This is a genomic window from Protofrankia sp. Cj5, assembly GCF_917627405.1.
Taxonomy (GTDB): domain Bacteria; phylum Actinomycetota; class Actinomycetes; order Frankiales; family Frankiaceae; genus Protofrankia.
Genome location: NZ_CAKJTO010000177.1, coordinates 1 through 6,246, shown reverse-complemented (window position 1 = coordinate 6,246; position 6,246 = coordinate 1). Strand labels below are relative to the sequence as shown.

6 protein-coding genes are annotated in these 6,246 nt (G+C 72.9%); 5 read left to right on the top strand and 1 reads right to left on the bottom strand.

The features are described from left to right. The first annotated feature begins 132 nt into the window (after positions 1-132). From MJ777_RS21925 to MJ777_RS21905, 5 genes are all read left to right on the top strand, one after another. Positions 133-1,818, top strand: a complete 1,686-nt coding sequence (locus tag MJ777_RS21925; protein WP_239377658.1) for a class I adenylate-forming enzyme family protein — start codon at positions 133-135, stop codon at positions 1,816-1,818. After that, on the top strand, positions 1,815-2,447 hold the full coding sequence (locus MJ777_RS21920; protein ID WP_239377657.1) for a metal ABC transporter ATP-binding protein: 633 nt from the start codon (positions 1,815-1,817) through the stop codon (positions 2,445-2,447). The genes MJ777_RS21925 and MJ777_RS21920 overlap by 4 nt, the downstream gene beginning before the upstream one ends. Before the next feature lies 1 nt (position 2,448). Continuing rightward, a complete protein-coding gene (locus MJ777_RS21915; RefSeq protein WP_239377656.1) occupies positions 2,449-3,336 on the top strand; it encodes a metal ABC transporter permease in 888 nt (295 codons plus the stop codon). Continuing rightward, complete coding sequence (locus tag MJ777_RS21910; RefSeq protein ID WP_239377655.1) at positions 3,257-4,072, top strand: hypothetical protein; 816 nt, start codon at positions 3,257-3,259, stop codon at positions 4,070-4,072. Before MJ777_RS21915 ends, MJ777_RS21910 begins: the two co-directional genes overlap by 80 nt. 203 nt (positions 4,073-4,275) lie before the next feature. After that, entirely contained in the window at positions 4,276-5,034 is a 759-nt protein-coding gene (locus tag MJ777_RS21905) for a zf-HC2 domain-containing protein (RefSeq protein ID WP_239313297.1), read from the top strand. 31 nt (positions 5,035-5,065) lie between these two features. Here MJ777_RS21905 and MJ777_RS21900 read toward each other — a convergent pair. After that, positions 5,066-6,246: rhodanese-like domain-containing protein (locus MJ777_RS21900; RefSeq protein WP_255724142.1), on the bottom strand; the 1,181-nt coding region annotated here is incomplete at its 5' end.

Genomic DNA, 6,246 nt, shown 5'->3' with positions numbered 1-6,246 from the left:
GCTCGCCGCCACCGGCGGCACCGCGGTGCGGGTCTGCCCGCGGCCCGGGCTGCTCGCCGGTGATCCGGCGGCCCGCCCGCTGATCGAGATCGACGGCTGTGCCTTCGTCCGCCCGCCATGGAGGTTCACCCGATGACCGCGCTGGAACCGGGACTCGCGCAACCAGACCTGCCCGGACCGGCCGCCTCGGTGCCCAGCGTCCTGCCGGTTCGCGATCTCGTTCCGCCCGCGCTGCGCGCCTGGTGGGCGTACGCCGGTTTCTATCCGGGGCGGGATCTCCACACCCTGTTCACCGAGAACGCGCTGCGGCACCCGGACCGGCCGGCGGTCATCGACGACGACGGCGAGGCCACCTACGCCGATCTTGCCGCCCGGGTGTCCCGGCTGGCCGGCGCGTTCAAGACGGCCGGTATCCGGCCTGGCGAGACGATCGCCGTCCAGCTCCCGAACGGATGGCGCCCGGTCGCTGTGGATCTCGCGGCCGCCGCCGTCGGAGCGATAGTCCTCGCCTATCCGGTCGGACGGGGCCGGCGGGACACGCTCGCTCTGCTCGCCCGGTCCCGAGCGGCCGCGGCAGTGGTGCCGCACCGGCATGGAGACGTCGCCCCCGCGGACGTGCTGCGCACGCTGCGCCGCGACCTGCCCCACCTGCGGATGGTGATCGCGTCCGGGTCCGGCGCCCCGGACAGCCTGGAAGACCTGGTTGACTCCGGTCCGCCGCTGGCCCGCGGGGAGCCCGTCGACCCGGCCGCGCCAGCCCGCATCCTGGTCTCCTCCGGGTCGGAGGCCGCGCCGAAGATGATCGTATATTCGCATGACGCGCTGGCCGGCGGGCGCGGGGCGTTCATCGGTGCCCTGCATGCCCGGCCAACGCCGATGCGCAACTTCTTCATGGTGCCGTTGGCGTCCTCGTTCGGCTCGTCGGGCTCCGCGGTGACCGTCGCCCGTTTCGGCGGCACGCTGATCGTCTGCTCCCGTTTCGAGGCCGGCCGCGCGCTGGCTGCCATCGACGCGCACCGCCCGCACCTGGTGTTCGGCGTACCGACGATGTTCGCGATGATGCTCGACCATCCGATGATCGACCGGGTGGACATGTCCTCGCTGCACGCGGTCGTCGCGGGCGGCTCCCGGGTGGACCCGGCCACCGTGGAGGCCTGCCGGCAGGCCTTCGGCTGCGGGTTCGTCAACTGCTACGGTTCCGCCGACGGCGTCAACTGCACCACCGATCCCGGCTGCCCGCCGGCGGAGGTGCATTCGGCCGTCGGCCGGCCGAACCCGGCGGTCGCCGCGATCCGGGTCGTCGGCGAGGACGGGCGGGACGTGCCCGCCGGCAGGGTCGGGGAAATCTGGGGCCTGGGGCCGATGAGTCCGCTTTGCTATGTCGACGCGGATTTCGACGACCGCTACCGCACCGGTGGCGGCTGGGTGCGCACCGGCGATCTCGGACGTGTCGACCGCGACGGTTTCCTGCACGTCGTCGGGCGCCGCAACGAGATCGTCATCCGTGGTGGACGGAACATCAGCCCCGTGGAGGTCGAGCTGCTGCTGGCACAGCATCCCGCGGTCCGTCAGGTGGCCTGCGTCGGCGTCCCTGACCGGATCATGGGCGAACGGCTGGCCGCCTGCGTGGCGACGAAGGACGGAGCCGCGGCCCCCGCCCTCGGTGAGCTGACGGCCTACCTCGCCGACGCGCACGGCCTGGAACCGGTCAAGTTCCCGGAAAGCCTGCACATCCTCGACGAGCTGCCGCTGTCCGCGGCCGGCAAGATCGACAAAAGGTGGCTGCGGGAACAGCTCACCGGCAGTGGGCCGCGGTGAGCTCCGCGGCCATCCACTTCGATCGCGTGACCTGCCGGTACGGCCGGCGCACCGCGGTCGACAGCGTTGTTCTGGATGTCGGCGCCGGTGAGCACCTCGCCCTGACCGGAACGAACGGATCGGGCAAGAGCACCCTGCTGCGGGCGGCCCTGGGCCTGCATCCCCTCGCCGGTGGCTCGGTGACCGTCGGCAGCGTCGCGGCCCGCACCCGCGCCCAGTGGGCGGCGCGCCGCCGACAGGTCGCCTGGGTTCCCCAGCGCCTGTCCCCCGGCCGGTTCCCGTTGCTGGTCGACGAACTGCTCGACAGCGGCGGGCATCCACCCGCGGCCCGGGAGGCCGCCGCCGGGCTCGGCGTGGCAGGGCTCGGCAGCCGGCCGCTGCACACCCTGTCCGGCGGACAGCTACAGCGGGTGTTCCTCAGCCGTGCCCTCGGCGCGGTCGCCGCGGGCGCTCAGGCGCTGTTCGCCGACGAGCCCACCGCGGCACTCGACTTCGCCGGCCAGGAGCAGGTTGCCCGGCTGCTCACCCGGTTGCCGGTCACGGTCGTGGTGGTCAGCCACGACCGGGCCATGGCCCGGTCGTGTGACCGGGTCGCCGAGATGGCCGCCGGCCAGCTGCGGGTGATCTGACATGTACCGTCTCGTCGACCTCCTCGCGCTGCCCGCCGTCCAGCGCGGCGCCGCGGGTCTGCTGATCGCCGCCGTCGCGCTGCCGATCGCCGGAGTGTTCATCATCGGGCTGGACATCATCGCCGTCCGGTTCGCCGTCATGCACGTCGCCCTGCTGGGGATCACGGTCGGCCTGCTCACCGGGGCCGACCCGACGCTGTGTGGGCTCACCGCCTGCGCGTTGGCGGGCGCCGGGGTGGCGCCGTTCGCCCGGCGGCCCTCGGGCCTGCCCGGCGCGATGGGCCTGCTGATGACGTTCGCGATCGCTGGCGCGCTGCTGGTGCTGTCCCTCTCCGGGGTCAACGCCACCGGCGCGTTCGAGCTGCTGTGGGGCTCGATCCTGGCGGTCCGCGGCGTCGACCTGGTCGTGCTCGGCGTCCTCGCTGTGGCTGTCCACCTGCTCTACCGGCGCCATCGGCGCCAGCTCGCGCTGCTGCTGTTCGACCGGGAACTGGCGCTGTGCTCGGGAGTGCCCGCGGACGCCCTGATGCTCGCGCTGCTCGTGGTCGTCGCGGTCGCCATCGGCGCCGCGATCCGGCTCACCGGCGCGTTGCTGGTCGACGCGCTGACCATCCTGCCCGCCCTCGGCGCCCGCGCTCTCGGCCGCTCCCTGCGGTCGATGGTGATCTGGTCGGTCGTTCTCGGGCTGCTCGGCAGCACGGTGGGATTCACCGTCGCCCTGCTGGTCGACCAGCCTCCCGGCCCCGTGCTGGTCCTGGTCGCCGGTGCCCTGACCCTGCTCACCTATCTGATTCCTGAAGGAGCAACGGATGCGCGTCCTTCGCGCCGCCGCGCTGACCGTCCTGGCGACGATGCTGTCCCTGTCGACGATCGCATGTGGCAGCACTGACAACCCGTCCGCCGCAACCGCGGCCGGGACCCGGCCGGCCGGTGAGACACCGGCCGCGGGACCGACAGTGGTCGCCTCGACCAGCTGGGTCGGTGCCCTGGCGAAGGCGGCCGGGGCCAGGAACATCACGGTCATCGCACCCGCCACCATCCAGCATCCACCGGACTTCGAACCCACCCCCGGCGATCTCGTCAAGGTCATCGGTGCCGACTACATCCTGTACTCCGTGTTCGACGGTTTCGCCGCCAAGCTCAAGGCCGCGGCTGGTGGAGCGGGCCGGCTCGTGCCGGTCGAGCTGGAGAACACGCCGACGGCGATCAGATCCGAGGTGACCCGGCTCGGCGCCATGTTCGGTACCGCCACGGCGGCCACCGCATGGTTGTCGCTGTTCGACAGCGAATACGCCGCGCTGTCGGGCAGGGTCAAGGCCGCGCTGCCGACGCCGGCACCGACCGCGGTCGCCCACCTGTGGATGGCCTACTGGGGTGCCTTCGCCGGCCTGTCCGTCGTCGGCACCTACGGCCCCCAGCCGGTCTCGGCCGGGCAGCTCGCCGATCTGTCCGCGAAGAGGCCGGCGCTGGTCCTGGCCAACGCACACCTACCGAGTGTCAACCCGGACATCCCCGGCTCGACCCGAGTCGAGATCATCAACTATCCGGACGCCAGTCTCGACCTGCTCGAGGTCTTCCGGACGAACACCGGCCGCATCATCGCGGCGTTCTCCGCACAGCGCTGACCCCGCCGCTGGCTCCCGCCACTGACAACCGGTGCTGACAACCGGTGCTGACAACCGCGACAGCGACGCGAGGTAGGTGCCCCAGCCCCGCGCCGCCGGGCCCCTGTCGCCGATCACTCATGGCCGCCCAGGCCGCGACAGGATGAAACGGGTGAAAACCACGCCCCGGGAACCGGACAGCCCGAACGCGCGACTATTGGCAGATGGACTGCAGTACATGCCGCGAAGCGGTCTCAGCCCGCCTCGACGGGGAGAGCGAGTCCCAGCCTCCCGAGCTGATCGACGCCCATCTTGCCGGCTGCGCGCGGTGCCGCGCCTGGGAGGAGACGGCTATCGCGCTGGGCCGGTCGCTGCGGGTGGACGAGGTGTCGGCCGTCCCCGACATGGTCGACGCTGTCATGTCGGCCCCGCCGGCCCGCTCCCGCGGGCCGCTCTCCCGGATCGCCCTCGGCGGCGTCGCTGCCATCCAGATCATCGTCAGCCTCAGTCAGCTGCTCGACGGGGCAGCCGCCGGCGCTGAGGGGCACGGCGCCGAGGGGCACGGCGCCGGCGGGCATCTGTCACCGGCGCATCTGTTCAACGAGAGCGCGGCATGGAACCTCGCGCTGGGGATCGGGATGCTGTGGGCGGCCATGTACGCACGGCACGCGGCTGGCCTGCTGCCGACCATGTTCGGCTTTGTTGTCGCGCTCACCGGGCTGTCAGCTCACGATCTCGCGGTGGGCGCGGCACCGTGGAGCCGCATGATTACTCATCTGCCGCTCTTCGCCGGGCTGGCTCTGCTCTACCTCATAGATCGTGACGAACACCACCGCGGCAGGCCGGTGCCGCGCTGGCCTACCGGTCAGCCGGCCACCGACAGCGAGCAGGAGCCAGCACCGGAGCGGACGGCGCAGGATCTCCGGCCTGGCCGGCCAGACCGCCCGCCGCTACGCTCGGTGAGTCACCACCGTGCCGCGTAAGAGCGCCCGGCAACAGGGGCGTGGATCACGGTCATCCGGTGCCGGTGCCGGTGCCGGTGGCGACGGGCCGGTCGGGGTCGGACGACCACGCCGACCACGAGCCCGCGAACAACGCGGCCTCGATCCCGGCCACCGCGAGCGCGGCGATCTGGTGGGCCGCCGTCACCCCGGATCCGCAGTAGACCCCGACGGGCTCCGGCCCGTCGGCACCCAACGCCACGAAGCGGGCACGCAGCCGGTCCGGGGACAGGAAACGACCGGTCCCGTCGAGGTTGTCCCCGGTCGCCGCGCTGACCGCGCCCGGGATGTGCCCCGCCCGCGGGTCGACGGGCTCCACCTCGCCGCGGTAGCGCTCCGGCGCGCGGGCATCGAGCAGGACACCCACGCGGGCCACCCGGGCGGCGCCGTCGGCGTCGAGCAGCGGCAGGTGTCCCGCGGTGAGCACGACGTCTCCGGGGACCGGGACGGTCTCGCCGGCCTCGATCTCGAAGCCGGCCTCCCGCCAGGCGCCCAGCGCGCCGTCGAGGATGCGCACGTCGTCCACGCCCGCCCAGCGCAGCAGCCACCACGCCCGAGCCGCGGCCTGTCCCCCGTTGTCGTCGTAGACCACGACCGGCCGGCCGGCGGTGAGCCCCCAGCTCTGGGCTGACCGCTCCAACGCCGCCACGCTGGGGAGCGGGTGCCGGCCGGCTCTCCCGCCCGGTGCGGCGGCGAGCTCGGTGTCGAGGTCGACATAGACCGCGCCCGGCAGGTGGCCCGCGCGATAGTGATCATGGCCGTGGGGGTCGCCAAGAGCCCAGCGGACGTCCAGCAGCAGCGGCGGCGTGGCCGACAGCAGTTCGTCGTGCAGGCGCTCCGCGTCGACGAGGACCACGGATCCGCTGGGATCGCCCCGCCGCTGGGAGCCGCCGATTCCTCCGTCCGCTCTGCCCAGTGGTGCACCGGTTTTACCCGGCGGCCGGCGGCGCGCCGACGCCAGCAGAGCCGCGAGATCGGTCTCGTCAAGACCGCCAGGGGACGTCCGAGCCAGCGCCGCCGTAACGCTCCGCCGCTGCACCCCCGCGTTCATCGGCGCGTCAAGCCCGTGCAGGCGCGCGAGCAACACGATCTCGCCGTTGAGGAAGTCCGACTCGACCGAGCCACCGCGGGCCAGGCTCTGCCAGGTGGAGCTGCCCTGCCGTTCGTAGCCGGGGATGTCGTGCAGGACCAGCT

Coding starts and splice junctions, on each gene's coding strand:
- MJ777_RS21925 (WP_239377658.1), top strand. CDS start 133: ATGACCGCGCTGGAACCGGGACTCGCGCAACCAGACCTGCCCGGACCG.
- MJ777_RS21915 (WP_239377656.1), top strand. CDS start 2,449: ATGTACCGTCTCGTCGACCTCCTCGCGCTGCCCGCCGTCCAGCGCGGC.
- MJ777_RS21910 (WP_239377655.1), top strand. CDS start 3,257: ATGCGCGTCCTTCGCGCCGCCGCGCTGACCGTCCTGGCGACGATGCTG.
- MJ777_RS21905 (WP_239313297.1), top strand. CDS start 4,276: ATGGACTGCAGTACATGCCGCGAAGCGGTCTCAGCCCGCCTCGACGGG.